Below are 26,062 nucleotides of genomic sequence, written 5' to 3'. Positions count from 1 at the left end.
TTATAATTTAGGAAATAACTGAAAAGGAGCGCTCACAATCGCTCCTTTTTTATTGTTCTCGAACAGGTCAACAGAGCTTAGGTGTTGATTTCACACGCACTGTTCACGAATTTAAACGGTGAGTTTATCCCGCTGTTTAATTAAATTTCCCGGCAATAAAATGGTTTTGTTGTATGCACGCGCCAGTTCAAATAAGGCTTGTTGTTTGGTGTAGGTACCCGGTAAATAGTTGGGCGTCCAAAACCTGACATGCTCAAATATGGCTTTTTCGATGAGATGTTCGGTAATAGCATTTTCCAAAGCAATACAAATACTTAATGAGCAAATAAGTTCAATCAGATGGGTATCGAGCTTCATCATTTGTGGTAGGCAATACACAAACTCTTTTTCCAACAAAGACGCCGGCATTGCTTTCAGTAATTGCTCTAGCTGATACGGACTCGATAAACGCAGCAGTATTGGCTTTGATTCTTGTTGATAAGCGATCTCTAGTAATTTGGGCATTGCCAGCGAATAGATTCGGTGCTCAATTAACCACTCAATACTGCATAAAGAATTATCGTGCTTCCAATTAAAGTAGATAGAAACAAATTCATTTTCTTGGCTTTCTGGGTTAAACATGGGTTGAGTTCGTATCATCAATGGACAAGGAGTATTGGATTCCTGTAGCCATTCATGGATTAACTGCCTTTTTTCTTGATCTTGTTCGATTCGGTCAATAGCTTCAGAGAAAAAAGCATAATCTTTACCGCTATTTTGTTTTGTTTCATTCAGTGCTTGGATGGCTTGCTCTAATAGTGCTTTGGCTTCTATTTGATGGTTATTGCCGAGTGAAGCATCGATAAAAGCAATGCCTAAGCGCGTGGTGGCGGCTATTTGATGCTCATGAGTTTGATAAGTGAATTCGATATGTTGTTTTAATTCTTGAATCCAGTTCGTTAAAGTTGCTTGATTGGCAACTTGTGAAATCATTAAGACAAACTCATCACCACCAAGACGATATGCGACACTTTTCGGATAGGTTGTTAATTTATGTGCAAATTCCACTAACACTTTATCGCCAATTTGATAGCCAATGTCATCGTTGATTTGTTTAAAGCGTTTTAAATCAATGGCGCACAGTGTGATTGGTTTTTTATGACGTATTTGATGACGCAGGTGCTGGGTGAGCGCTCGGCGGTTACCCAGTTGAGTTAATGGGTCGAGTTCCGCTAATTTCGATGCTCGACGAGATAAGCGAAACAGAATAAAGGCGAATATCGTTGTGATGAAAAACACCACAAATTGCCAATATTGAATCAGTTCATTATTGGTACGTATGCCTTGGCTAATGGTACCACTCAACACTTTACTCAAAGAGTAATTTAAATTTAATAAGCCACTTTTCACATCCGCCACTTTGGTTTGATATTCAGCATTTCCTATCATTTCAGGGTGATCGAAAAAAACTTCCATTGAACGAATAGTGTTAAATAGGGTTCTCACATCCTCGGTTACATCGGGATGTTCGCTGCGTAATAAATCAGTGGAGTTGGCTTCTAAAAAAAGTTGCAAGCGATTCCAGACTAAATCATAACTTAGCTTTAAATCATTTAATTCGGTTGCATGTAATTCGTATAATTTCGTTTGATACAGAAACTTTTCAGATTGGTATAACATGCGATTGGCATACCAATTGGTCGAGCGATAAAAACGGTCGATGTTTTGATTATTCTCTTTCTGTAAATAAAAACTCCACAGAAATCCGCTAGTAAATAACGTAAATAAAAGAATGAACGTTAAGTTGAGGGCAACCGGTTTTGTGATAAAGCGACTCATCATAAAGCCTTAATTTTATCGACTTGCCAGACGCTCTGATTTAGCAGTTTTTGGTTAGTGGCATAACCTGCATTTTGATCAAATGGCAGCAGCACCCACAATGGCCCTTTGTTACGAACGGTAAGGTTACGGCCATCTTGCTTTAGCGCCAAAGTATACGGGTAGGTCTTCAATTCAGCATCAGTAATATCATAAGCATAACCATTGATCGCAAAAATGCGGATAGACTGGAGCGGTTGAGGCAGCTTATCGGTGAGTAAGCTTAGTTTTGGCCCTTGATAGGTATGCGTGCCTTTGGTCCAAGGGGTTGTGGTTGAGAACTCTGTTTGTGGCAGGGCTTCAAGATCTTCACGAGTAAAGCTAACTTGATTTCCCGCTTTATCTTCTAATGTTAGGAAGATCTGGCCATGCTGCGCAAAACTGAAAGGCGAAAAACATATAGCGAAAAAAGCGATAATCGCAAGGCGTGCGGGAATGAGATGCTTCATAATTCAGACTCCGGCTGTATGAAATTTCATCTATTCTAACACTACTCTGACAATATTTTCTATTAATACGACTGCTGTATTAGAGCTCCGTCATCGCAGTAGGAAAATGGAAGTGTCGATGGAATATAAGCAAGGCCCACTGGTATTAGTGAGCCTTTGATATAAATAATCGGTATAAATTATTTACGTACTGCAATGGCTTCTATTTCGATACCAACATCTTTTGGTAAGCGAGCCACTTCAACACATGAACGTGCTGGGTAGTTGGCCACGTTATGCTCATCAAAGAAAGCGCCATACACTTCGTTAACCGCGGCGAAGTCGTTGAGATCTTTTACAAACACGGTCATTTTTACGATATCGGCAACGGTAAGACCTGAAGACTCTACCACCGCTTTGACGTTATCAAGAGATTGACGCGCTTGCGCTGTGATTTCAGCTGGTACATCACCTGTAACTGGGTTAACTGGGATTTGGCCAGAAGTCATGACCATGTTGCCTAAATCTACGCCTTGTACGTATGGGCCAATGGCGGCTGGAGCGGATTCTGTATGTAGTACTTTTGTCATCGTTATATCCATGATTGATGTGAGTGTCTGTACATGTCTGGCTCGCTTGCCAGACAACATTATTTCTCAGTCATAATCTCGCGTGAGAAGCTTTTTTCACAATACTTACATTTTAAGCGAATGTCGTTGGCTTTTTCGATAACAGTAAAGCTGCTGGCGACAGGCTCATTATGAGTAATGCAATTGCTATTAGCACAGTTAAACACATCCGTGACCACTTTAGGTAGTGTTAGGGCTAACTTTTTCACCACTTGGTATTCTTCAATTTGATTAACCGTTGCGTGCGGTGCATACAAAGCCAACTTCTGTGCTTGTTCTTCGGTAATGAAGGTGTTTTCGATTTTTAGTAAATCTTTATGCCCGAGCGCCGATGATGGCAAGTTCAAGCCAATGGTCACTTTTTCTTTTGAGTTATCCATTTCAAACAACTTCAGTACCTTGATACCGATGCTGGCAGGAATGTGGTCAATCACGGTACCGTTTTTAATTGCTTCAACTTGTAATTGAGTTTGTTTAGACATGATGGGCCTCGTGATTATAAGGTTTGGTTTAAAACTAGAGCGAGCAGAGCGGTGCGAGCGTAAACACCATTTTCTGCTTGTTGGAAATAATAAGCGTATGGAGTTTTATCGACATCCACTGTGATTTCATCGACTCGTGGTAGTGGATGAAGCACTTTTAAATTGCTCTTAGCGGGCTCTAAAGCGGCGGCGGTTAAGATGTAAGCCGATTTAATGTGCGCGTATTCAGATTCATCAAAGCGCTCTTTTTGAACGCGCGTCATGTATAAAATATCCAGCTCAGGGATCACTTCATCCATATCAGTATGCAGGCTGTATTGAATGCCAGCATCGTCCAGTTCTTCACATAAGTAATCCGGCATGGCCAAGGCTTCAGGGGCCACAAAGTAGAAACGCACATTGTTGAATTTCGCCAGCGCTTGAGTCAGAGAGTGGACGGTTCGGCCATATTTCAAATCGCCAACAAAGGCAATGCTGATGTTATCGAGCGTGCCTTGAGTTTCGTAGATGCTGTACAAATCCAACAAGGTTTGAGTCGGGTGCTGGTTAGAACCGTCACCCGCATTGATAATGGGTGTGCCATTGGAAAATTCAGACGCCAAACGCGCCGCACCTTCTTGTGGGTGACGCATGACAAAGGCATCAACGTAAGAAGAAATAATGCGGATTGAATCGGCTAAGGTTTCGCCCTTGTTAGCGTGTGATGTATTGCCCGCGTTATCAAAGCCAATCACGCTGCCGCCGATACGTTGAATGGCGGTTTCAAAGGATAGGCGGGTACGCGTTGAAGGTTCAAAAAAACAGCTAGCGACCACTTTTCCTTTAATCAATTCTGGTTGAGGCTCATCTTTAATTTGAGCTGCGGTTTGAACGATCAATTCAAGCTCCTGACGAGACAGTTCAGGAATAGAAATAATGTGCTTTTGATAGAGCGAGTTCGCCATGATTTGTCCTTAGATTCACGCTTTAATATAGCTTCAGATACAAAAAAGCCCCCAATAAAGGAGGCTTGATCATGAAGGAATAACAGCAATAACAACATCTAACAAGCAAAAAGGCCCGTTATTCAATGAATGATTGTGATGTTGCAGTCGCATAGTTACTCCTTGTTAGTTGGGCAAATTATACTCCCAAACAAGGCGATCGCAAGCGATTGCTTCACTGGTTTTTGACTAATTCAGTCAGTCTTGATCTGACTACGAATTCATTCAGTGACTATTGACCTAAGGTAGCCACCATCACCGCTTTGATGGTGTGCATGCGGTTTTCCGCTTGGTCGAATACGATGGAGTAATCGGATTCGAACACCTCTTCGGTCACTTCTAATCCTTTCATGCCGTATTTGTCGGCCACTTCTTTGCCAACGGTGGTTTCATCGTTATGGAAAGCGGGTAAGCAGTGCATGAATTTCACATCGGAATTCCCTGTTGCCTTGATGACATCCATATTGATTTGATACGGCGTCATTAATGCGACGCGCTCATCCCAGGCTTCCGCTGCTTCACCCATCGAAACCCAAACGTCGGTATAAAGGAAATCACAGCCGTGAACGCCTTCTTTGACTTCTTCCGTAAGCGTGATTTTAGCGCCAGTGGTTTTGGCAATTTCTTGGCAGGTTTGAACCAGTGATTCTTCAGGCCAAAAGGCTTTAGGAGCGACCAGGCGAATATCCATGCCCATTTTTGCTGCGCCTACCATGAGAGAGTTGCCCATGTTATTCCGCGCATCGCCTAAGTAAGCAAACGAAATGTCATTCAAATTCTTATCTTGGCTGTATTCCTGCATCGTAAGGAAATCCGCTAAGATTTGGGTTGGATGGAATTCATCCGTCAGGCCATTCCAAACGGGCACGCCTGCGTGTACTGCTAATTCTTCAACAATGGCTTGGCCGTAACCACGATACTCAATGCCATCGTACATTCTGCCTAATACACGTGCCGTGTCTTTCATTGACTCTTTATGGCCAATTTGTGAGCCTGATGGGCCAAGATATGAGACTTGAGCGCCTTGATCGAATGCCGCAACTTCGAAAGCACAGCGAGTACGAGTGGAAGACTTTTCAAAGATTAACGCGATATTCTTTCCAACCAGTGTTTTCTTTTCACAACCTGCGTATTTGGCACGTTTTAGATCACGAGAGAGACTTAATAAGAATTCAATTTCTTTTGGTGTGAAATCCAGTAATTTTAAAAAGTGGCGGTTACGTAAGTTGAAAGCCATAAACACGTCCTTGTTGATTGAGTGTAAAAATAAACTCTACATAAAAATGCCAATAATGTGAATTTTTATTTATATAGTTTTGAGCTAATTTGAATGAATCAGAATGCCATACTTGTCTAAGGATAGGAAATCATTGTTGCTCTCGTGCAAAAAGGTGATTAGTTGTTGGTTTCATGGCAAAATATCAGCTATATATTTTGTTTGAGCCTCACGATTGGAGCCTGGTTATGTCTAACAACGATCAATCTATGCAAGACGACTACATGTCGGTTGAAGAACTGATTGAATTTCAAAAAGAAGAAACACGTGAAATTATCGCAGCATTGATTGAAGATGGCAGTGATCCTGATGCACTTTATGATATTGAGCATCATTTGTTTGCTGAAGATTTCGAAACACTAGAAAAAGCGGTTATCGAAGCCTTTAAAATGGGCTTTGAAGTGTTAGAAGCTGAAGAAACAGAAGACGAAGATGGTTCTAAGGTATTATGTTGTGATGCTATTATGCAGTCTGCTTTAGATGCAAATCTGATTGATGAGCAAGTCGAAAAGCTGGTGAACTTGGCTGAAAAATACGACATCATTTACGATGGTTGGGGCACTTTCTACGAAGGTGAAGACGCCATTTATGATGAAGAAAACGACGATTACGACGCTGAGTAAGTTTTCATTCGTCGGTTAAAAAGTACCAGCCTTGTTGCTGGTATTTTTGTATCTAATCTAGATTCAACGAAACCCAATACATTCATGGACGATTATGCATTTTCAACTTGATGGCTTATGGCAGCTTTCACCTTTGACGGATCTTTCTATCCCCCAAACCGATATTACTTTTCCGGCTGCTTTAAGTTCCGTGTTACCTGATACGCTCAGTGAAGAAAACATTAAGCAACAAGAATGGCATTTGATGCATGACATTGAAGTTGATGAGGCTATGTTAGCGCTTTCTGGTATTGATTTGGTTATTGATGGCATTGAAGGGTATGCCGAAGTCCGTGTCAGTGGCGTAGCGGTTTTTGATTGCGATGGTAGCCAGTATCGCTATCAAAAAGACATTAAAGAGTATTTGGCACTAGGTCGAAATCGAATCGAAATTTTGTTTTTAGAGCCGGATGATGATGATTTGATCGATGAAGTGAATTCAGTCTGTCATCTTGGTGAAATACCCGCTAAGACTCACTTTACCCCGATGGGAATTGCCTGTACGCCATTTCTGCGCTTAGTCAAAAACGTGCGTTTACAGCATGTGGTAACAGAGCAGATTTGGCATCACGGTGGTGGGTGTGAGTTAAAAGTCGATGTTTATTATCACACGCTAAAACCAGGCCTTGTGTCGACGAATATTAAATATGAAGGTATGACATACACCATACCTTTGGATATGCGTAATGATCATGTGACAGCGATTTTTCAGGTAGATGCACCGAAGCAAGCCGTTATTGATAGAGATAGTAACCAACCATTATCTGGCAGCACTGAGCTGTATGTGCATTTAGATGGTTACCACTTCAAGTTTGATGTGGCGCTTTCTGAAACGCAAAGTGTCCGCCATTTTCCGTTATGATTGTGTATTCAATGCCTTTCTCTTTGATGTATCTCTGTTATGACAAGATTTTAGCCATCACCACTTCACAGTCACTATGACCGGTATTTCCCCAAGGGGCATCCAAGTGTTGAAAGCCGTTTTTTTCATATAAAGTCAGGGCGGCTTTAAGCTCAGCTGTTGACTCTAAATAGCACTGTTTATAGCCGAGGCGCTTTGCTTGATGTAAGCACTGGTCTATCAGTTTTTGAGCAAGCCCTTTCCCTCGAGCGCTATTAAGCATGTACATTTTTTGCAATTCACACACTTCAGGCATACCAGCCAAAGGCGCAATACCTGCACCACCGACAATGTTGTTTTGCTCATTAATCAGAACCCAGTATTGAGATTTTGGCACTTGGTACACTTCAAATAAAGTATCTAGGGTTGGATCGGCTACGCTATAGCCTTTGTCGGCGGTGAGACCAAACTCAGCGGACACGTCACGGATGACTTGAGCGATATGAGGGTTGTCTGAAGGTTGGATTGGGCGAATATGCAAAGTCATTAATATGCTTATCTTATTAAGGTTCAAAACATCTTTTATAACGGATTCGTTTGGTCTTGTCATCTTGGGAGGGTAATGAAAAGCCCACCAATGGCGGTGGGCTAAGGAATGCAGGGGATGGTTTAATACATTAAGATTTATAAGTAAATGTTGCTTTCGTTTTGTTGAGGTTCTGTAATCTCATTGCTGTGCTGGTGCAATTCTTTATGGTGACAATGTAAAGTCACTTTCGCTTTCTCGTTAAGAATCCATAAGCGTTCATGGAAGTAGAATACAACGGTGTTAATGGTTGGCTCTAACGCGGCCATTAAGCCCCCAACGAATAAGTCACCGGTTAAGAAATAAACCACAGTAAATGCAACGCTGAAGTGCAGCACGGCAAAACTGGCGGTTTTACGGCTTGGCGACATCAGTGCAATTCGGTGAAGTTTTTTACTTTGCCATACTTTTTCATGGAAATAGAAGGCTACGGTATTGATCATAGGTTCAGTCATAGCGATCAAGCTACCAATGATAATATCGCCTGTTAATACATACGCTAATGTGAATGCAACGCTAAAGTGTAATACCGCAAAAGTCAGTGTCTTTTTCATAATTCCCCCAGATAAGCAATCTTGCTTGGTTAAGGTTATTATTGCGAATAATTATCATTACGTAAAGTAAGGAATCAGTTATTTATTTGATAGGTAATGACTATTAATCCAGATCAACCAATCATTAACCAATTCCTTGCAAATAATATGTGTTATTTGTGCCCGGTTTATAATAGCTTTTCTATAAGTGTTTTTTCTTTAAAATTAATTAGTTAGCTTGCGTTGCCAAAGGTGGAATAGGAAGTGAATGATTTTGTTTTAGCTAAGGTTTGTTAACGAAAAATATGGCTGAATCATGGAGGATAAAAAAGGCCAACCCGAAGGTTAGCCTTTAATTTTTTGAAGTGACGAGCGGTATCGCGCCGAGAAAGTGAATTTCGCTGCTTTATAGTGCTGCGATGGTCGCTTTTTGCTCTTCCAGTTTCACTAAGGTTTCTTGATAACCTTCTAGTTTGGCTCGTTCTGCTGCTACAACGGCTTCAGGTGCTTTTGCAACAAAGCCTTGGTTGTTTAGCTTGCCTTCGATGCGTTTGATCTCACCGTGAGTTTTCGCTACTTCTTTATCTAAACGCGCGAGCTCAGCGTCTTTATCAATCAAACCAGCCATTGGGATCATAATGGTCGATTTACCAACAAGTGCCGTTGCACAAGCTGGCGTCGCTTCGCCTTCCGCAAGAACTTTCACATCTTCTAGCTTACCTAGCGAGCTTAATACCGCTAGGTTGTCTTCAAGACGTTTCGCATCGATAGCATCGGCTTTGAGCATGACAGAAAGTGGTACGCTTGGCGCGATATCGTATTCTGCACGTAGGTTACGAATGCAAGTGATGAATTGTTTGACCCACTCGATGTCGTGAAGGGCTTTTTCATCAACGTTGCTTTCATCAAACTGAGGCAGAGCCTGAGTCATGATGGTTTCACCTTCAACCCCTTCAACAAGCGGTTTAACGCTTTGCCAGATAGATTCTGTGATATATGGAATAACTGGGTGCGCTAGACGTAGCGTTTTCTCAAGTACCGTAATCAAAGTACGACGAGTTGCGCGTTGTTTCGCTTCTGTGCCTTTCCATAGAACAGGTTTCGTTAATTCTAAATACCAGTCACAGAATTGGTTCCAGATGAATTCATACAGAGTGTTGGCCGCCATATCTAAACGGAAGTTATCAATGTGCGCGTTGAATTCCTTAGCGGCAATTTCAAACTGCGCTTCGATCCACTTGTCGGCTAATGAGTATTCCAGTTCAGCATCTGCTGCAAAACCACAATCTTGATCTTCTGTGTTCATCAATACGTAACGGCTGGCGTTCCATAGTTTGTTACAGAAGTTACGGTAACCTTCAAGACGCTTCATATCCCAGTTAATATCACGACCGGTTGAAGCCATGGCTGCGAGAGTAAAGCGCAATGCGTCAGTACCGTATGGTTCAATGCCGTTTTCGAATGTTTTACGCGTATTTTTCTCGATCTTCTTCGCAAGTTGCGGTTGCATCATGTTGCCACAACGTTTTTCAACTAAAGACTCAAGATCAATACCGTCGATCATGTCGATTGGGTCAAGTACGTTGCCTTTTGATTTCGACATTTTATCGCCGTTTTCATCACGGATAAGACCGGTCACGTAAACGGTTTTGAATGGGACTTGAGGCTTGCCATTTTCATCTTTACAGAAGTGCATGGTCATCATGATCATACGAGCAACCCAGAAGAAGATGATGTCAAAGCCTGTTACCAACACATCAGATGGGTGGAATGTTTTTAGCTCTGGCGTTTCTTCTGGCCAGCCTAATGTACCAAATGTCCAAAGTGCAGAAGAGAACCAAGTATCGAGTACGTCATCATCTTGGCGTAACACGACCACTGGTGCTAGGTTATTTTGCTCACGAACTTCTTCTTCAGTGCGACCAACGTAAACATTGCCGTCGTTGTCATACCAAGCCGGAATACGGTGACCCCACCAAAGCTGGCGAGAAATACACCAATCTTGAATATCACGCATCCAAGAGAAGTACATATTTTCATATTGTTTTGGTACGAATTGGATATCGCCATCTTCAACCGCTTTTACTGCTGGCTCAGCTAAGGTTGCAGCGCGCACGTACCATTGGTCGGTCAGCATAGGTTCAATTACTACGCCACCACGGTCACCATAAGGCACGGTTAGGTCGTGATCTTTGATTTCATCAAGTAGACCAAGAGTGTCCATTTCTGCCACTAAAGCTTTACGCGCAGCAAAACGCTCTAAACCTTGGTATTGAGCAGGAATGTCTGTGCTGTAAACGTCGCTGGCTTCGCCGTTGCTATTGAATACTTCCGCTGCATCACGAATGTTGGCGTCAAACGTCAGTACGTTGATCATTGGAAGTTGGTGGCGTTTGCCGACTTCATAGTCATTGAAATCGTGCGCAGGAGTGATCTTCACACACCCTGTGCCTTTTTCCATATCCGCGTGCTCATCACCAACGATAGGAATGCGGCGGTTGACGATGGGTAGAATGATTTCTTTGCCAATTAAATCTTTATAACGTGGATCTTCAGGGTTAACAGCCACACCGGTATCACCAAGAACCGTTTCTGGGCGAGTGGTTGCTACCACGATGTAGTCTTTGCCTTCCGCTGTTTTTACGCCATCAGCAAGTGGGTAACGGAAGTGCCACATGTGGCCTTTTTTATCTTTGTTTTCTACTTCAAGATCAGAAATAGCGGTGTGCAGTTTTGGATCCCAGTTTACTAGGCGTTTGCCACGGTAAATTAAGTCTTCTTGGTACAAGCGAACAAACACTTCTTGTACGGCATTTGATAGGCCCGCATCCATGGTAAAGCGTTCGCGATCCCAGTCTACTGATGCACCTAAACGACGTAATTGCTTAGTAATGGTACCGCCAGATTCGCCTTTCCATTCCCAGATTTTGTCGATGAACGCATCACGACCGTAATCGTGCTTGGTTTTACCTTCTTCGGCTGCAATTTTACGCTCAACCACCATTTGAGTGGCGATACCAGCGTGGTCAGTACCGACTTGCCATAAGGTGTTTTTGCCTTTCATGCGCTCACAACGGATAAGCGTATCCATAATGGTGTCTTGGAAAGCGTGACCCATGTGAAGGCTACCAGTGACGTTCGGTGGCGGGATCATGATGCTGTACGCGTCTTTTGATGTGTCACCGTGAGGCTTAAAGTAACCAGCCTCTTCCCAACGCTGATATAGCGCCTGTTCAATTGATGTTGGGTTGTATGTCTTTTCCATAGTCTTCTTTTACTAATACTGTGAGCGTGAAATTACGGAGTTCGAGCGCTTCGCTTCTCGTTGCTTGATCGCTTCGCTTCTCGATATTCAAATTAAAGCTTTCTCGATTTACGTGCTTTTCTCTTCCGAGCTTCGAGTAACGTTTTCAATATTTATTGTCTGCATTTCAAAGCCAGCTTGTCGGTAGATTTTATACCTTTCTCGTGCTTGTTGCTTTGCTTTTTGTTCGCAAGGGACGAAGTCTACCACTTGTGCAAAGGTCTGGGCAAAATTTGTCTCATTATCCGCCATGTTAATGACGATCTGACGATTACGATGTGGCCTTGCTTCGTGGTAACCAATCTCGATGGGGGTGCCGTAATGAGGCCCTTCGCCAATTAAGTTGTGAGCTTGAAAGTTTGTAGGTTCTTGCTGCCACAACGCTTCATCGATGGCTTCAGCTTGAGTTTTATCATGCGCATGGAGATACACCTTGGCACCTTGCTTGGCAAAGTAACAGGCAAGATAAATCGCATAAGCTATTCGTCCATCAAGTGTATCTTGAGGGCTGTCTGGCTCAATAATGTAGAAGGTTGCGATTGCCATAAAGGGATTTATACGCTCGATAATAAAAACAGGAAAGGGGCCGCTTGGCCCCAATCGTTCAACAGATAGAGATGATCTGTTGTTTCATCTTACTCTTAATTGCTCAGATTATTCTTCAAGAATTTGTGAGCCAGAAGAGCGGTTCACTAAGAACTGAACAAGCAGAGGAACAGGGCGACCGGTTGAACCTTTCTGTGCGCCAGATTTCCAAGCTGTCCCAGCAATATCTAAGTGAGCCCAGTTATATTTCTTAGTAAAACGAGATAAGAAACAGCCCGCGGTGATCGCACCACCTGGGCGGCCACCGATATTCGCCATATCAGCAAATGGGCTATTGAGCTGTTCTTGATATTCGTCTGCCATTGGTAAACGCCATGCACGGTCACCCGCTTGTTCAGAAGCGTTCACAATTTCATGCGAAAGCGGGTTGTGGTTAGCAACAACACCGCTGATGTGATGACCTAGGGCAATCACACAAGCACCGGTGAGTGTGGCCACATCGATAACACAATCCGGGTCAAAACGCTCAACGTAGGTTAAGGCATCACATAACACTAAGCGACCTTCCGCATCGGTGTTAAGTACTTCAACCGTTTGGCCTGACATGGTAGTCAAAATATCACCAGGGCGATAAGCATTGCTGCCCGGCATGTTTTCACAGCCAGCTAAAACACCAACCACATTAATTGGTAGGTTAAGTTTAGCCAATGCTTTCATGGTGCCAAAGACTGAAGCTGCGCCACACATGTCGTACTTCATTTCATCCATGCCTTCGCCTGGTTTTAATGAAATGCCACCTGAATCGAAGGTTAAACCTTTACCAACTAAAACAATCGGCTTGGCTTCAGGATCTGGATTACCTTTATAGCTGATAACCGACATCATGGACTCATTACGAGAGCCACGACCGACCGCTAGGTAAGAGTGCATGCCGAGTTTTTCCATTTCTTCTTCACCGATCACTTTGGTAGTGATGGTGTCAAATTCATCGGCAAGGCGACGAGCTTGAGAAGCAAGGTAAGCTGGGTTAGCTACGTTGGGTGGCATGTTGCCAAGATCTTTACAGGCTTTAACACCGGATGCGACGGCAAGTCCGTGTGCAATGGCTTTTTCGCCTAGGTTTAAATCACGACGAGTTGGGACGTTAAAGACCAATTTACGTAATGGACGGCGAGTTTCTGGCTTATTGCTTTTGAATTGATCAAAGGTGTACAAACTGTCTTTAGTGGATTCAATCGCTTGGCGAACTTTCCAATAGGTGTCACGACCTTTGACATGCAGCTCTGTTAAAAAGCATACTGCTTCCATTGAGCCGGTATCATTCAAGGTACCGATGGTTTTTTGGATAATATCTTTGTACTGACGTTCACCCAGTTCGCGTTCTTTACCACAACCAACTAAAAGAACACGCTCTGACAACATGCCTGGTACTTGGTGTAATAATAACATTTGGCCTGGTTTTCCTTCGAGATCACCTCGGCGCAATAATGAACTGATATAGCCGTCGCTGATTTTATCGAGTTGTTCTGCGACAGGAGAAAGGCGACGTGGCTCAAATACACCGACAACGATACAAGCGCTGCGTTGTTTCTCTGGGCTGCCACTTTTTACACTGAACTCCATGCGTACTCCTACATCCTAAAGACAAATAGAACTAAATGTTGGATAATGCTTTATCTTGCTTATCAGTCGGTAAACTGAGCTAGAATTAAGCAACACAAAATTTAGTCGAATAGTGAATCGAGTAATCTAAGAAAATTCACTCGATATTTACAGATTAATATAGTTAAAAAATATTAAAAATAATAGACTCATCGGAAAACTATAGTGATTCCGTCAAAAAAACAAGTTTTGTATAGGTAATGCTGCGTGATTATTGTTAGATATTTGATCCGTGAAACACTCAAAAGCCAGTTCGCCGTCTTTTTCGTGCTTTTTTTGGTGTTTTTAAGCCAAAAATTTATCCGCGTATTGGCTGATGCGTCTGATGGTGACATTCCTGCCAATATGATTATGTCGATTGTTGGGTTGAACATGCCTGCAATGGGCTTATTAATGCTGCCTTTAAGTTTATATGTAGGTATTTTACTTACCTTTGGTCGCTTATACGCAGAAAGTGAAATCACGGTGATGAACGCCACTGGTATTGGTAATAAATTCCTTGTTCAAGCCGCCTTGTATCTCGCTATCATTACTGGCGTTATTGCCGCTGTGAATTCTTTGTGGCTTTCTCCTTGGAGCCAAGAAAAAGTGACACAGCTTATGGAGCAAGTGGCGACTACAAGCAGTGTCGACTTACTTAAAAAAGGTCAATTCCAACAATCACCAGACGGCAGTGCGGTTGTGTTTGTTGATGATATTAAAGACAAAAAACTTACCAACGTGTTTGTCGCGCAAGCTCAGCCTCGTGATTCCATCCGCCCTAGCGTCATGTTTGCTTCATCGGGCGTGGTACAAGAGTTCCCTGATGGCCGACAGATGCTCACACTAAAAGATGGTACTCGTTATGAAGGTATTCCAAACTCATTGGATTATCGAAATACCAATTACGATGAATATTCAGCCTTAATCGGTCAACGTGAAGCTAAAAAGAAAAAGCGTAAATGGGAAGCGATTCCAACGTTAGATCTTATCGGTCAAGGTAACCTTGAAGCAAAAGCTGAATTGCAATGGCGAATGACCCTGATTGTATGTATCCCACTTTTAACTTTGGTGGTCGTGCCACTGTCGGCGGTGAACCCGCGCCAAGGTCGCTTTGCTAAGTTAGGCCCAGCGGTTCTGATTTATTTGGCTTATTTCTTAGCCATCAGTGCAATGAAATCGGCAATTGAAGATGGTAGTGTGCCCGCTGGATTAGGCATGTGGCTTATCAATGGTTGCTTATTAATTGCAGGTATTATTCTCAATAGTTTAGATAGCTTATTTGTGCGTGGCCTAAGAGACAAATTAAGAAAAAGGAAGTTGAGCCGTGTTTAAAATTCTTGATTGGTATATTGGCCGAACCATCATTGCCACTTCGTCTTTATGCTTAGCTACTTTGGTTGGCTTGTCTGCGATCATTAAATATGTAGAACAGTTACGTAAAGTCGGCAGAGGCACATACGATTTAATGGAAGCCTTGTACTTCGTGGTATTAAGTATTCCTCGTGATATTGAAATGTTCTTCCCTATGGCGGCATTACTAGGCGCGCTTATTGGTCTTGGTATGTTAGCGGCCAGTTCTGAGCTCGTAGTTATGCAAGCTTCAGGCTTTTCTAAGTTAAACATCGGTATGTCGGTATTAAAAACCGCGGTTCCTTTGATGTTGATGGTAATGGTTCTTGGGGAATGGGGCTCGCCGCAAGCGCAAAAATTAGCGCGTGATTCTCGAGCCATGGCGATTGCTGGTGGAGATATTGTATCGGTTCAAAATGGAGTTTGGGCCCGAGATGGCAATAATTTCATTTATATTGGTCGTGTTAATGGTGAGCATGAGCTTGATGCGGTGACCATCTGGCAATTCAATGAAAATAAAAAATTAAATGATATTTTAGTGTCGAAAGTCGTGCGTTATGAAGATGATAACCGTTGGATGATGAAAGACGTTCAAATCACTAAAATGGATAACGATGTTCAACTGACAAAAGAAAATATTGGTAACTACGAATGGCAAACGACACTAACGCCGGATAAGCTCGCAGTGGTTACGGTTAAGCCTGAAGAATTATCTATGACTGGCTTGTATAGCTATGTGACTTATTTGAAAGAGTCTGAGCAAGATGCTTCGCGTTACGATTTGGCATTTTGGCGTAAAGTATTTCAGCCATTATCGATAGCGGTGATGATGTTGATGGCGCTGTCGTTTGTATTTGGCCCACTGCGTAGTGTGACTATGGGCGCACGTATTTTATCTGGTGTAATTGCGGGCTTTACTTTCTATATTTCTAGTGAAGTATTTGGACCAATGAGTTTGGTGTATGGTATACCGCCGATAATAGGGGCACTGGCACCAAGCCTGATATTCTTAGCGGTCGCTATCATGCTGATGAGACGAAAAGCGTAACCGCCGAACTTAAAAAAGGGATACCATGCGGTATCCCTTTTTCGTTGGTGTCTTTTGTTAGCGTTTAGCGTAATCAACATGAGGTAGGTGTACGACTTGGCATTTTGACCACATGTCTTGCAACGCACGTTTTTCTGGATCAAACAAGACTGTGATATTTCCCAGACCAAGGAAAGAAGTTGCAGCTCGCAACAGCGATTGTCCAAAGCCAATATTGCTGCCATCTTCATTTTGTACTCGTAACTTCCATGCACGCATGCCAAGCGTTTGACCTTTCATCCAAAAGAAGCTTAAAAACCCCACCCAAACAGCTGCAATATAAAGATGAAATACAATGCTCCACACAGGGTGATGATTGAGTAAGTCGCTGGCATCTATATAGGAACCGTAGTTAATGACACCTTGCGATAACAGAGCTTCCATGGTCGCAATCACCACACCGACCGCAATCATTTCAATTGCGATAATAATCAAAGCATCATAAAAAATGGCGGCCAAACGGCGTAAAAAGCCAGCTGGTTTTACTTGAGTTGTCGAATTCATAAGTGTTCTAATTGCAAAGTTTGAAAGCAGAATAGCGAGTTGAATAGGGGATTTAAAGTACAAAAATGTATCAAGCTAGCATTTATGGTGAAAATATCGGCGATTGAATCAATTTGTACATTTAACACTTGCGCGCCTTAAATGCATACGTATAATTCCAATCATTCCTTAGCGATGAATAATTCGCAAGGTGACAATTTGGCGGTGTGGTGAAATTGGTATACACGACGGATTCAAAATCCGTTGCCTTCGGGCGTGGCGGTTCAAGTCCGCCCACCGCTACCAAATTTAAGAAAGGCGTTCATGAAAGTGAACGCCTTTTTTGCATTTATCTTTTCTCTATTTCTTCTCTGTCAGCTCAATGTCTCCATTGTAAAAACTGCGACAAACTTGCATTTATTTCGTGACTCTTTATTAATTTGAATTATCTTAGATACAAATTGTTACATTCTGTGTGGCTTTTTGATGTCGTTTACTCGCTCCTGTTTATGCCTTTCTTTTTATTAGAAAAGTAATACGACTCGCACTTGTTTTGGTGTTTATTTGTGGGGGATTTATGAAAACGGTTTCGATTGTTGTACCTTGTTTTAATGAAAGTGAAGTCATTGATGCAACGGTTGCTGAGTTGCTTTCAGTTACGCAAAATATTGAGGGTTATGTCTTTGAGTTAATTTTTGTGAATGATGGCAGTGCGGATGATACCGAAGCTAAATTGCTCGCACATAGCCGGCAGCATGACAATATCCGTACTTTATCTTTCTCTCGTAATTTTGGTCATCAACAAGCGGTCAGTGCTGGGCTTGAAATCAGTACAGGTGATGCTGTGGTGTTGATCGATGCTGATCTGCAAGATCCTCCTAAGTTGATTGCTGACATGATCGATAAATGGCAGCAAGGTTTTGATGTGGTGTACGCCACACGCCTTAGCCGTGAAGGTGAATCTGCATTTAAACGTTGGTCTGCTAAGTTGTTTTATCGCTTATTAGACGGTTTATCGGAAGTGCCTATTCCTCTTGATACCGGAGACTTTCGTTTGATGGATCGCCAAGTGGTCGATCATTTAAATGCGATGCCTGAAAAAGCCCGTTTTATTCGAGGTATGGTGAGTTGGATTGGCTTTAATCAAACCTCCATCAGTTATGAACGTGCGGCTCGATTTGCTGGTGAATCCAAATACCCGCTGACTAAAATGATTAAGTTCGGTATTGATGGCATTTTGTCGTTTTCTGTTAAGCCTCTAAAACTGTCAATTATGTTGGGGTTTGTCTGCTCCGGTATTGCCCTGTTGATGTTGTTGTATTCCGTGTATGTACGCTTAATGACTGATCATTGGGTGTCCGGTTGGACTTCCATTTTGGTATCGATATTGTTTATGGGCGGTGTACAACTGATTTCAATTGGCATTCTAGGTGAGTACGTGGCCCGCATTTATAACGAATCCAAAAATCGTCCTGCTTACATTATCAAAAAAGATCGAGAAGCCCATGCCGCACAGTCGCGTCAAAATGCTGCCTAGTTTTATTCATCATGATTTAGGGCAAAAGCTGAGGTTTGGCTTGGTTGGGCTTATCAATACCGCTTCCGCCTATCTTGCCTTTATTTTGATTTACCAGCTTTCTGGGCGCTATTTAGTGGCGTCTGTGTTGTCTTATGGGATTGGGATGCTCATAAGCTATGTGTTAAATCGCAGTTTTGTGTTTCAAGCCGATAAGAAAACAGGGCAATTTATACCATTTTGCTTGGTTAATTTAACCTCATTACTGTGCTCCACCAGTGTGCTTTATTTGCTGGTGGAAGGATTCTCTATGTGGGTTTATTTGGCTCAAGTCTTAGCGGTCGGAGTATCCATGGTGGTTAACTATCTTGGGTATAGACAAGTATTTTCACGAGGGTTTTCAATGTCAGGGTTTGCTGCGGTATTCAAACAAGAGAGCCGTTATTTTGATGTTTGGGCATTAACTCAGTGGTTGCTGTTTATCATCTTATTGGCGGCAACCTTGTATAACGTACAGATGTCGGTATTTTCAGATATTGCCCACGACGCATTACCTTATATGACTGGATACAGCGACAAGTTTGTTTCCGAAGGGCGTTGGATTAACTTTGCTTTGTTTTATAGCTTACGTGAGATGCCTTCTTCTCTTGCTGTGATCATCTGTGATACGGCCATTTTCTATTTTGGCTATAAATTGGCGCTTGGGATAAGAAAAGACACTTGGTTTGCACTTTGCTTTGGCTTGTTAATCGTCAATGTGCCGTATTTTACCATGCTGTTTAAATGGCCGATGACGCTGGTTCCCGGTTGTGTAATGTTGGCTTTTTTTGCTTATGTGAAAGATAAGTTTAATCCGTCGGCATTTTTGTTGGTGTCTGGTGTATTACTGTTTGCCACTTATCCGGCGTTTTATTTCTTAATGCCATTATTGTTTTTATCGACGTTACGCACAGCGAGTTGGCGTGAAATAGCCAGTTTTGTGGCGGTTTGGATATTGGGCTATGTCCTTGGTTATCTGGTTGCCAATAGCCTTGTGTATGCCTATAGCTATTTTTTTTCTGATCATGCTAGCTTTATTCAGTTTGCTCATTGGCGACGTTCTACGCCTTCCACTGACTTGGCGAGTTTGATGGATAATATTGCCAAAAGTGCGGCCAATTTTGAGCGTAACGCTTTATATATTTCTGAGTTGAGTGGATGGTTGTATTTGCCACTGGCTTGCACCGTATTATGGGCACTAAAGCAACATGTTAAATATTGTATTGTCGTGTTGCTGGTGGTGTTTTCTATTTACGCCAGTGTGCTTCCTCTTGGGGTTCAAGTTCCGCTGCGTTCTGGAATTACCTTGCCAATAGGTTTGGCGATGGTGATGTTGTTGGTTGAGAGCAATAAGTGGCGAACTTTGTTATTGGTTTTGCTGTTTATACCGCTCGGTTATCAAATGCATGATTATAACTACGGCTATACTAATACGCGTCAAATTATGGCCAGCATTATGGAGGCCCACCCTGGCAGTGAAAATTTCGAACACCCAGAGAAATTCGACAAGGTTGTGATCAGTGTTGATGAGCCGAAAATGACGGCGTTTATGTTGCAGCGTACCGGTTCTAATGCTTTTAAAGTTCCTAGCAACCTGCGCTACCACTTTATTCAACCTTACTTGTATAAACATGGTTGGCCGAGATCTAAGATAGACATTATCAATGATCCTCGTATTGAAGTTAACGGTGATATTAAGGTGAAACCAGAAGGTCGAGTCCTATTTGTGAGTCTTGATTAGGGTTTTCTGCTGCTATGAATCATTCTCTGCCCCGGCCAATGGTCGGGGCTTGTTTTTAGTCGATGTCTGTTTTTATTGTTGCTATCAGTGGTGCTTATTTTCTAAGGTGGATTTTCTTACTTTTGAAGCGCATTATGAAAATCATCACTAAAGGTCACCAGACCCTATTCACTTAGGTCTAAATTATTTAGCTAAACTGAGTGTGCAGAATAATTAAAAGGAACGAATATGAAGCAAATAAAAAATCAAACTTTACTCGCCTCAGTCTTAACCGATGGCAAAGGGCAGCAAGTATTCAATCCATTCGATAACAGTTTATTAGCGACGCTGCCGATGTCATGCCAGGCGCGCATTGAACATGACGTACAAGAATTAGAAGCGGGTCAAAAAGGGTGGCAAAAGCGTCCTGCGGCAGAACGATGTCAGTTAATGAAAAAATGGCATCAGCTGATTTTAGAAAATGAAGACGATCTGGCGATGTTGATCACTTTAGAGGGTGGGAAGCCACTTAAAGAATCGCTAGGTGAAGTGCGCTATGGTGCTTCTTTCATTGAGTGGTTCGCGGAGGAAGGGCGCAGAGCTTATGGCAATACCATTCCTTCAGCCAGTAATGACAAAACCATTTTAACCGTTAAGCAAGCCATTGGTGTCGCTGCCGCGATTACTCCGTGGAACTTCCCGTTGGCAATGATTACTCGTAAAGCCGCACCAGCTCTGGCAGCGGGTTGCAGTTTTATTTGTAAGCCTTCTGAACTCACTCCATTAACCGCGTTTGCCGTTGCAGAATTAGCCTATCAAGCCGGCATTCCTAAAGACGTATTGCGCATGGTTGTTGGCGAGAATTCTCATGATGTGGGAGAGGTGTTTACCTATCATCCTTCTGTTCGTAAGTTTTCCTTCACTGGTTCAACGCTGGTGGGCCGTAAACTACAAATGCAGTGCGCTTCCACCATTAAGCGTACCTCGATGGAGCTTGGCGGTAATGCGCCCTTTATCGTGTTTGATGATGCGGATATCGATAGTGCGGTACAAGGCGCGATTGCCAGCAAGTTCCGTAACGCGGGGCAGACTTGCGTGTGCGCGAATCGTTTTTATGTGCAAGATGCCGTGTACGATGAATTTGTCGCTAAGTTGGTTGAGGCGGTCGATAAGCTCAAAGTCGGAAATGGGTTAGATGAAGGCACCGATATTGGCCCGCTGATCACCAAAGAAGCGAAGCAACGCGTGTCCGATCTGATTGAAGAAGCCAAAGGACGCGGTGCTAAACAAGTTAACCGTGAGCAGGTACTTGATGGTCAATTTGTTGCGCCAACGGTGCTGGTAGACGTCGAGCACGATAGACCTTTAGTTCAAGGCGAAATCTTTGGTCCTGTATTACCTATTATTCGTTTTTCTGAGGAAGAAAAAATGATTGAGATGGCGAACGATACCATTTATGGCTTGGCCGCTTACTTCTACTGCCAAGACATGAACCGTATCTGGCGTGTGGCGCATAATTTGGAATACGGCATGGTTGGTGTTAACGAAGGGATTATCTCAACCGAAGTAGCGCCGTTTGGTGGCATGAAGCAATCGGGTAATGGCCGTGAAGGCGCAAAAGAAGGATTGGAAGAATACCTAGAAACCAAATACGTGTGTATTGGTGGGTTAGAACGTTAGAACGTTTCAATCATGTGTATGGCGGTAAGCGTCACCGTCATACTCTCTCCGAGAACCGAGAACCGAGAACCGAGAACCGAGAACCGAGAACCGAGAACCGAGAACCGAGAAACCAAAAAGCCCGATCAAAATTGATCGGGCTTTTCGAAAGTGGCTCCCCCTGCAAGACTTGAACTTGCGACATACGGATTAACAGTCCGCCGTTCTACCGACTGAACTAAGGGGGAATTGTTTGTTTTAATTCTTCACGTTTAAGAAGAATGGTGCCGACTACCGGAATCGAACTGGTGACCTACTGATTACAAGTCAGTTGCTCTACCTACTGAGCTAAGTCGGCACATTAAGTTATTCGATGTTTATCCAATAACTTGAAAGTGGCTCCCCCTGCAAGACTTGAACTTGCGACATACGGATTAACAGTCCGCCGTTCTACCGACTGAACTAAGGGGGAATTGTTTGTTTTACTTCTTCACATTAAAGAAGAATGGTGCCGACTACCGGAATCGAACTGGTGACCTACTGATTACAAGTCAGTTGCTCTACCTACTGAGCTAAGTCGGCACACTTTATTTTTTATTTGATGTCTTATCTAAGTGAGACACCAAACTATAAATAGTGGTGCCCGGAGGCGGAATCGAACCACCGACACGAGGATTTTCAATCCTCTGCTCTACCGACTGAGCTATCCGGGCGACGGGGGGTATTAAACGGTTTTTCGTGACTAACGTCAACAGTAAAGTATAAAAAAATATTCGTTTGAACGTTTTCTAGTCGCAATTGTGTATTTATTCACACTTAAGTTCAAAAAAAATGCAGTTTTTACCCGACTTCAATCCTAATTGAAACCAAGCGGGTAGGCTTTATCTAATAACGCTTTGCACCAAATTTAACGCCATTATGTCTATTTGACTTAAAACCGCAGGCAATATTTGTCGGTATCATGAAATGGGAGGCATATCTCACACTCAGATCGTACGCTTAGTTATGCTTTTCGCTGTCAAAATACTAAGGAAATATGATGAATAAGTTGACTGCTGGTCGTTTACTTTGTGCAGGCTTGTTACTAGGGCTCTCTGCTTGTAGCAACACCAGTGCAAGTTTACCGCTTGCGATGCAAATCCCCGGTGAGAATAAAGCCATCCCAGATGAATTTGAGCAATTTAAACCGATTTTCTCACAAGCTAAGCTTCAAATTTCTGATCCCAATGGTAAACCCGGCAACATCACTAATGCGGCAAAACCCAATCAGTATGCGGGGGTGATGAATGAACATTTCTACGTAGATAAGAGCGATAGCAGCCTGGTGTTCAGTATGTATGGCGTGAGAAAGCGTGCAGAGTTACGGTTTATGGATAACTTTACTACTGAAACACCGACGCTTTATCACTTACGGGCGACGGTAAAACCGATTAACCCCCAAGATTCGGTTGCACAATCTGATTATAAGCAAGATGAAATTACTTACATGCAAGTCCACAGTAGTGAAGTGCTTTCTGATGGTAAAAGTCAGTTTCCTCATCCATTGTTAAGAATTGTTTGGAAAAAAGAACGGTGGGGAATCAAAAATCATTATTGGGCGACAGTGAAAAGCAATACTTTAATTTGTAAAGGTGTGGATGCGACGCCATCGGATCCTAACTGTGACAGTAAAAAAGCGTACAGTTTTTATGATCTTGGACCATGGGATGAAGGGAAATCGAGTCAATTTGAAATCATTGTTGGCCAGCAAACTTTGGTAGTGAAGCGAAATGATGTGGTCAAACTTAAGAAAGATATTAGCTATTGGGATGGGCAGAGCAGTTACTTTAAAGCTGGGGTATATAATCAGTTTACCCATGGTACTAGCCTAGCGAAATTTAAAGACCTCCGCTATTGGGTTGAGAATAAGTAGCTGTGGTATTTATTACTAGCTCAACAGACGCTAGGTAAGAAAAAGTAGGCCGATTGGGCCTACTTTGGTTTTTGGGGTTTTACTTTTTTAGAGGAGTGGCTTTAAGTAAGCGATTAAACCTCTACCCAAGCTCCGCCTTGAGTTGGATTATCACCTTTTGTCCACCATTGTGCTTTATAGGTTTTACCTTGGTAGGTAGCCGTATCACCTGATGTATAGACTTTGTCGCTACTCCATTCGCTATCTCCTGAGCTTTGAGCGGCTTGCCATACATTGGAGCTGTCAGGTTGATCGCCCTGTGTCCACCATTTGGCGGTATAAGTGATACCAGCGTAGATCACCGTATCACCCGTGTTGTAGGCGGTTGAAGCATCCCAAGTGGTTTCATTGCTATTATCACCACCATTATTTCCACCATCGCCGTTATCTTCAGCGGGTGTCACCGTTACGCCAATGATGGCTTTAGTGGTGCTGATCGCATCGCCGACGGAAACCGTAATGTTTTCGGTCATAGATTCAGAAGTGCTCGGCGCTTGATAGTTGACGGTAATGCTATTACCAGTTTTAGCAATGATGCTACCTTTATCGACGCTAAATACTAATGGGTCGTTGTCGCCATCGGTCGCAGTGACATCAAAGACCAAGCTAGCGCCGCTTTGTACGCTAAGGGTAGTCGGCGCATCAACAACAGGCGCTTGGTTACCGCTCTTCACTTCAAGTTGGTAGGTATAATCACTGTTGGTGACGTAGACGAGGTTGCTGTATAAATCTTGGCTTTGATAGACAATTTTTTGTTGGGCATTATCTTTGAGGCCAATCTGCACAATTTGCGAATATTGCTGATTAATATGTTGGGCCAGAGATTCCCCCCAGATACTTTCCGTATCATTGTCGACAGCAAATTTATCGAATACTACTTCATTGCCATTGGCATCAAAAATTCTAAACCAAACGGTATCACCTTGGTTAGCATCTAAGGTTGAAGCTAGGAAGTTTCCGCTGCTGACCCAAGCATCAAGTGGATTGTCTGGGTTGCTGCCACCATCATTTCCTCCGAAGGTAATATCACTACAGTTGTAGAAACCTTCGCCAGCCGGATCTTGACGCTGCCAACGAGTATAGATGATGGCATCTCCTGTGCGATCGGTCGGTAAGGTGACTTCCATTTGATAATATTTGAGGCCATTAAGATCAACGGTCGATAGATTGCCAAACTCAGCGATTAAATCGAGATCACTCCAAGCCAGTGGCATGGTGGCGGAGTCATAGCTTGGTTTACTTAGGTAGACTTTCCAAAAGCTTGGGTTATGCGGAGTATTGGCGCGATATTGTAGAGTGATCTTGCCATTGTTGCTGAGGTCGACTTTGGTTTTTTGCCAATCCGGTGAAGGTAAATCAATACCGTGCTTGGCGTTATCGCCTGCCGAACAAAGTTGCCCGTCAGGAATGGCCACTTCCACAGCCGCTTGGTTATTGTAATTGGCGACTAAGGTGGAAAATTCTGGTTTTTGGACAAACGGTGTCCAGCTGGACTCTAAAAATGCAGCGCGACAAGCGGCATTCGGAATGGTGCTGCCATCATACGAATCCCAATAGCCACCATCCATATCACAGATTTGTTGGCGTGCGGCAGGGTAATCTAGGTAACCATGCGCTTGCGCTAGGCTCGAGAGTAAAGTGAGTCCTAAGCCCGCCGAAGATAAGGAGAGTGGGGCGAGTGTAAGTTTGCGTTTCATGCACATCTCCATTGTTTGAATAAATGCGTGGCAGTGAAGCCTCGCGGTTTAAATGCCAATGGAGTGTGGTCTTGATAGCAGGAAATTTAGAATAAAGAATTGTTAGTTTTAATTCCATTTCCAATAAATTATCAGTGAATTTCATTAACCGCACAAGAAATGTGTGTTCGATTGTAAAGATGAGGTAATTAACCAAAAGTTGACGTAAAACTGGGTGTTGAGGTTAGCAATTACTGAAAGTTGAATTATGGGATAAGAAAAATGGAGATAAAAAAAGCCTCATCATCTGATGAGGCTTTCTTAAAGTGGCTCCCCCTGCAAGACTTGAACTTGCGACATACGGATTAACAGTCCGCCGTTCTACCGACTGAACTAAGGGGGAATTATTCTTGTCACGCTAAACGCAATTAAGTCGTTCAGTCGATAACTAAATAATGGTGCCTCGAGGCGGAATCGAACCACCGACACGAGGATTTTCAATCCTCTGCTCTACCGACTGAGCTATCGAGGCAATAAATGGTGCCGACTACCGGAATCGAACTGGTGACCTACTGATTACAAGTCAGTTGCTCTACCTACTGAGCTAAGTCGGCACACTGTATTTATTGCTTATTGATGTTGAATCAAATTGAACACCAACAATCTAAATTGTGGTGCCCGGAGGCGGAATCGAACCACCGACACGAGGATTTTCAATCCTCTGCTCTACCGACTGAGCTATCCGGGCAACGGAGCGCTATTAAACGGATTTTCATTGCAACCGTCAACTTGTTTTTGCAAAAAATATGA

Annotated in this window: 21 protein-coding genes and 10 tRNA genes; 9 read left to right on the top strand and 22 right to left on the bottom strand. The window is 43.0% G+C overall.

The window, feature by feature from the left end:
- Positions 1-111: 111 nt before the first annotated feature.
- The 6 genes from Vgang_RS09830 to Vgang_RS09805 form a co-directional block, all read right to left on the bottom strand.
- Positions 112-1,821 (bottom strand): GGDEF domain-containing protein, encoded by a 1,710-nt coding sequence (locus tag Vgang_RS09830; protein ID WP_105900813.1) that lies wholly within the window; start codon positions 1,819-1,821, stop codon positions 112-114.
- A complete protein-coding gene (locus tag Vgang_RS09825; RefSeq protein WP_105900814.1) occupies positions 1,818-2,306 on the bottom strand; it encodes a hypothetical protein in 489 nt (162 codons plus the stop codon). The genes Vgang_RS09830 and Vgang_RS09825 overlap by 4 nt, the downstream gene beginning before the upstream one ends.
- A gap of 179 nt (positions 2,307-2,485) precedes the next feature.
- Positions 2,486-2,875, bottom strand: a complete 390-nt coding sequence (locus Vgang_RS09820) for a RidA family protein (RefSeq protein ID WP_105900815.1) — start codon at positions 2,873-2,875, stop codon at positions 2,486-2,488.
- A gap of 59 nt (positions 2,876-2,934) precedes the next feature.
- Positions 2,935-3,396, bottom strand: a complete 462-nt coding sequence (pyrI, locus tag Vgang_RS09815) for an aspartate carbamoyltransferase regulatory subunit (RefSeq protein ID WP_105900816.1) — start codon at positions 3,394-3,396, stop codon at positions 2,935-2,937.
- A gap of 14 nt (positions 3,397-3,410) precedes the next feature.
- On the bottom strand, positions 3,411-4,340 hold the full coding sequence (gene pyrB, locus Vgang_RS09810) for an aspartate carbamoyltransferase (protein ID WP_105900817.1): 930 nt from the start codon (positions 4,338-4,340) through the stop codon (positions 3,411-3,413).
- Positions 4,341-4,611: 271 nt separating this feature from the next.
- Complete coding sequence (locus tag Vgang_RS09805; protein ID WP_105900818.1) at positions 4,612-5,616, bottom strand: ornithine carbamoyltransferase; 1,005 nt, start codon at positions 5,614-5,616, stop codon at positions 4,612-4,614.
- Between the two features lie 227 nt (positions 5,617-5,843).
- Here Vgang_RS09805 and rraB point away from each other — a divergent pair, with 227 nt between their 5' ends.
- Both rraB and Vgang_RS09795 read left to right on the top strand, forming a co-directional pair.
- Positions 5,844-6,278, top strand: coding sequence for a ribonuclease E inhibitor RraB (gene rraB, locus Vgang_RS09800; RefSeq protein ID WP_245879858.1), 435 nt, complete (start codon positions 5,844-5,846; stop codon positions 6,276-6,278).
- A gap of 94 nt (positions 6,279-6,372) precedes the next feature.
- Positions 6,373-7,179, top strand: coding sequence for a glycosyl hydrolase 2 galactose-binding domain-containing protein (locus Vgang_RS09795; protein ID WP_105900819.1), 807 nt, complete (start codon positions 6,373-6,375; stop codon positions 7,177-7,179).
- Between the two features lie 37 nt (positions 7,180-7,216).
- Here Vgang_RS09795 and Vgang_RS09790 read toward each other — a convergent pair whose 3' ends face one another.
- The 5 genes from Vgang_RS09790 to pepA form a co-directional block, all read right to left on the bottom strand.
- On the bottom strand, positions 7,217-7,705 hold the full coding sequence (locus tag Vgang_RS09790; RefSeq protein WP_105900820.1) for a GNAT family N-acetyltransferase: 489 nt from the start codon (positions 7,703-7,705) through the stop codon (positions 7,217-7,219).
- Positions 7,706-7,842: 137 nt separating this feature from the next.
- Positions 7,843-8,298 (bottom strand): DUF2061 domain-containing protein, encoded by a 456-nt coding sequence (locus Vgang_RS09785; protein WP_105900821.1) that lies wholly within the window; start codon positions 8,296-8,298, stop codon positions 7,843-7,845.
- A 385-nt stretch (positions 8,299-8,683) separates the two neighbouring features.
- Positions 8,684-11,542, bottom strand: a complete 2,859-nt coding sequence (locus tag Vgang_RS09780) for a valine--tRNA ligase (RefSeq protein ID WP_105900822.1) — start codon at positions 11,540-11,542, stop codon at positions 8,684-8,686.
- A 108-nt stretch (positions 11,543-11,650) separates the two neighbouring features.
- A complete protein-coding gene (locus Vgang_RS09775; protein WP_105900823.1) occupies positions 11,651-12,127 on the bottom strand; it encodes a DNA polymerase III subunit chi in 477 nt (158 codons plus the stop codon).
- A 108-nt stretch (positions 12,128-12,235) separates the two neighbouring features.
- Complete coding sequence (gene pepA, locus Vgang_RS09770; protein WP_105900824.1) at positions 12,236-13,750, bottom strand: leucyl aminopeptidase; 1,515 nt, start codon at positions 13,748-13,750, stop codon at positions 12,236-12,238.
- 246 nt (positions 13,751-13,996) lie between these two features.
- On the opposite strand from pepA, the gene lptF reads away from it, so the two are divergent.
- Both lptF and lptG read left to right on the top strand, forming a co-directional pair.
- Positions 13,997-15,103: an LPS export ABC transporter permease LptF gene (lptF, locus tag Vgang_RS09765; RefSeq protein WP_105900825.1), complete on the top strand. Its 1,107-nt coding sequence runs from the start codon at positions 13,997-13,999 to the stop codon at positions 15,101-15,103.
- Complete coding sequence (gene lptG / locus Vgang_RS09760; protein WP_105900826.1) at positions 15,096-16,169, top strand: LPS export ABC transporter permease LptG; 1,074 nt, start codon at positions 15,096-15,098, stop codon at positions 16,167-16,169. Before lptF ends, lptG begins: the two co-directional genes overlap by 8 nt.
- Before the next feature lie 57 nt (positions 16,170-16,226).
- Here lptG and Vgang_RS09755 read toward each other — a convergent pair whose 3' ends face one another.
- Positions 16,227-16,712, bottom strand: a complete 486-nt coding sequence (locus Vgang_RS09755) for an RDD family protein (RefSeq protein WP_105900827.1) — start codon at positions 16,710-16,712, stop codon at positions 16,227-16,229.
- A 200-nt stretch (positions 16,713-16,912) separates the two neighbouring features.
- Between Vgang_RS09755 and Vgang_RS09750 the strand changes: the two genes are divergently transcribed.
- From Vgang_RS09750 to Vgang_RS09735, 4 genes are all read left to right on the top strand, one after another.
- Positions 16,913-16,997: transfer RNA gene (locus Vgang_RS09750), tRNA-Leu, on the top strand.
- A 271-nt stretch (positions 16,998-17,268) separates the two neighbouring features.
- A complete protein-coding gene (locus tag Vgang_RS09745) occupies positions 17,269-18,228 on the top strand; it encodes a glycosyltransferase family 2 protein (protein WP_105900828.1) in 960 nt (319 codons plus the stop codon).
- Positions 18,197-19,987 carry a GtrA family protein gene (locus tag Vgang_RS09740; protein ID WP_105900829.1) on the top strand — a complete coding sequence of 597 codons (1,791 nt, stop codon included), beginning with the start codon at positions 18,197-18,199 and terminating at the stop codon, positions 19,985-19,987. The genes Vgang_RS09745 and Vgang_RS09740 overlap by 32 nt, the downstream gene beginning before the upstream one ends.
- 228 nt (positions 19,988-20,215) lie before the next feature.
- Complete coding sequence (locus Vgang_RS09735) at positions 20,216-21,646, top strand: NAD-dependent succinate-semialdehyde dehydrogenase (protein ID WP_105900830.1); 1,431 nt, start codon at positions 20,216-20,218, stop codon at positions 21,644-21,646.
- A gap of 151 nt (positions 21,647-21,797) precedes the next feature.
- Here the strand turns inward: Vgang_RS09735 and Vgang_RS09730 are convergent.
- The 5 genes from Vgang_RS09730 to Vgang_RS09710 all read right to left on the bottom strand — a co-directional run bounded on the left by Vgang_RS09730 (position 21,798) and on the right by Vgang_RS09710 (position 22,338).
- A tRNA-Asn gene (locus Vgang_RS09730) sits at positions 21,798-21,873 on the bottom strand.
- A 34-nt stretch (positions 21,874-21,907) separates the two neighbouring features.
- Positions 21,908-21,983: transfer RNA gene (locus Vgang_RS09725), tRNA-Thr, on the bottom strand.
- A gap of 38 nt (positions 21,984-22,021) precedes the next feature.
- Positions 22,022-22,097, bottom strand: a tRNA-Asn gene (locus tag Vgang_RS09720).
- 34 nt (positions 22,098-22,131) lie between these two features.
- Positions 22,132-22,207, bottom strand: a tRNA-Thr gene (locus Vgang_RS09715).
- A gap of 55 nt (positions 22,208-22,262) precedes the next feature.
- Positions 22,263-22,338 (bottom strand) — tRNA-Phe (locus tag Vgang_RS09710).
- 326 nt (positions 22,339-22,664) lie between these two features.
- Between Vgang_RS09710 and Vgang_RS09705 the strand changes: the two genes are divergently transcribed.
- A complete protein-coding gene (locus Vgang_RS09705) occupies positions 22,665-23,537 on the top strand; it encodes a polysaccharide lyase family 7 protein (RefSeq protein WP_157946061.1) in 873 nt (290 codons plus the stop codon).
- 113 nt (positions 23,538-23,650) lie between these two features.
- Here Vgang_RS09705 and Vgang_RS09700 read toward each other — a convergent pair whose 3' ends face one another.
- The 5 genes from Vgang_RS09700 to Vgang_RS09680 form a co-directional block, all read right to left on the bottom strand.
- Positions 23,651-25,273 carry a lytic polysaccharide monooxygenase gene (locus Vgang_RS09700; protein ID WP_105903783.1) on the bottom strand — a complete coding sequence of 541 codons (1,623 nt, stop codon included), beginning with the start codon at positions 25,271-25,273 and terminating at the stop codon, positions 23,651-23,653.
- Between the two features lie 306 nt (positions 25,274-25,579).
- A tRNA-Asn gene (locus tag Vgang_RS09695) sits at positions 25,580-25,655 on the bottom strand.
- Positions 25,656-25,708: 53 nt separating this feature from the next.
- Positions 25,709-25,784 (bottom strand) — tRNA-Phe (locus Vgang_RS09690).
- Positions 25,785-25,790: 6 nt separating this feature from the next.
- Positions 25,791-25,866, bottom strand: a tRNA-Thr gene (locus Vgang_RS09685).
- A gap of 58 nt (positions 25,867-25,924) precedes the next feature.
- Positions 25,925-26,000 (bottom strand) — tRNA-Phe (locus Vgang_RS09680).
- Between the last annotated feature and the right edge of the window lie 62 nt (positions 26,001-26,062).

Origin of the sequence: Vibrio gangliei (genome assembly GCF_026001925.1) — a bacterium.
Classification (GTDB): domain Bacteria; phylum Pseudomonadota; class Gammaproteobacteria; order Enterobacterales; family Vibrionaceae; genus Vibrio; species Vibrio gangliei.
This window is presented reverse-complemented; position numbering and strand designations above follow the sequence as displayed.